The 1,280-nt window shown below is 76.5% G+C and carries 1 protein-coding gene and 1 pseudogene; one reads left to right on the top strand and one right to left on the bottom strand.

Annotation, left to right across the window (positions count from 1 at the left end):
- Window positions 1-128: 128 nt before the first annotated feature.
- Window positions 129-266: pseudogene (locus tag AB0I76_RS30190) on the bottom strand (RpiR family transcriptional regulator); the annotation flags it as partial.
- A gap of 192 nt (window positions 267-458) precedes the next feature.
- Between AB0I76_RS30190 and AB0I76_RS30185 the strand changes: the two are divergent.
- Window positions 459-1,280: BadF/BadG/BcrA/BcrD ATPase family protein (locus tag AB0I76_RS30185; protein ID WP_357042620.1), on the top strand; the 822-nt coding region annotated here is incomplete at its 3' end.

Here is a 1,280-nt window from a genome sequence, read left to right as displayed (position 1 = left end):
TCCCGGCCGCCCCCCCGCGCCCGCCCCCCGGGGTGGTGGGCCGCGGGGGGGGGCCCGCTCCCCCCGCCCAGTCCGCGGTGGGCCCCCGGGCCCGCGCCCCCCGGGGCGCGGCCCTGGGGCCGGCCCCCCCGGCGCAACGCCCCCGTCAACTCTCCCGCCCCGGCGCGGACCCGCGCCAGCACCCCGTCGGAGGCGACCCGCCGGTCGAACCCGTCGGCGTCGACCACCGCGGTCCCCGCGGCGGTGTCCACCTCGTGATCAACCATCGGACGCCCTTTCGGAAAAGAGTGTTAACTGTTAGTGGTAAAAGTTCTTACTGAAGGGCCCTCCCTGTCAAGACCGTGGGCGAAGTTTTCAAACTGTTACCTGGCGCACAGCCCGCGGGCCGCCTCCGCTCTTGCCCGGACACGCCTGCGCCGACCAGCATGAACACTGGTTGATCAAGGAGGTGATGCCGCATGTCCGACACCGTCGTGGTCGGCCTCGACGTCGGAGGTACGTCCACTCGCGCGGCCGCCGTGACCCTCGACGGCCGCCGCGTCGGCTCCGGTCGGGCCGGCGGCGGCAACCCCACGAGCCACGGCGCGGACCGGGCCGCCGACGAGCTGCGCGCGGCCCTGCGCGCCGCGCTCGCCGAGGTCGACCCCGACCGGGTACGCGCCGGCGTGATCGGCCTCGCCGGAGCCGCCCGCCTGCTCGCCGACCCCGCCGGGCGGGACGCCTTCGACCGGGCCTGGCAGGACGCCGGCCTCCGCTGCCCGTATTCGATTCACGGCGACGCCCTCGTCGCGTACGCCTCCGGCACCGCCCGCCCGCACGGCACCGTGCTGATCGCCGGCACCGGCGCCATCGCCGCCGCGGTACGGGACCTGCGGCTGGACCGCGTGGCGGACGGGCACGGCTGGCTCCTCGGCGACGCCGGCTCCGGCTTCTGGCTGGGCCGCGAGGCGGTCCGGCGCCTCCTGGCCGACCTGGACCGGGCCCGCACGCCCGACCCGCTCGGCACCCGCGTTCTCACGTCGCTGCTCGGCACGGCCGAGGTCGCGCCCCGCCCCCGGCACACCGTCGACGCGCTGATCCAGGCGGTCACCCGCCGGCCCCCGGTCGAGCTGGCGCGACTCGCTCCACTGGTCGTCGACGCGGCCCGAGACGGCGAACCCGTCGCCACGGCGCTGATCGCCGAGGCGGCAGCGCACCTCGCCGGGCGGGAGTTCGGCCCGAACGTCTACTCGACGCTCGACGTGCTCCAGGTCCTCTACGACCGGATCCTGCGGATCACC

The sequence above is a fragment of the Micromonospora sp. NPDC049799 genome, assembly GCF_040656655.1.
Lineage (GTDB): Bacteria > Actinomycetota > Actinomycetes > Mycobacteriales > Micromonosporaceae > Micromonospora.
The sequence above is the reverse complement of the archived record's forward strand: the minus strand, read 5'-3'. Positions and strand labels throughout refer to the sequence as shown.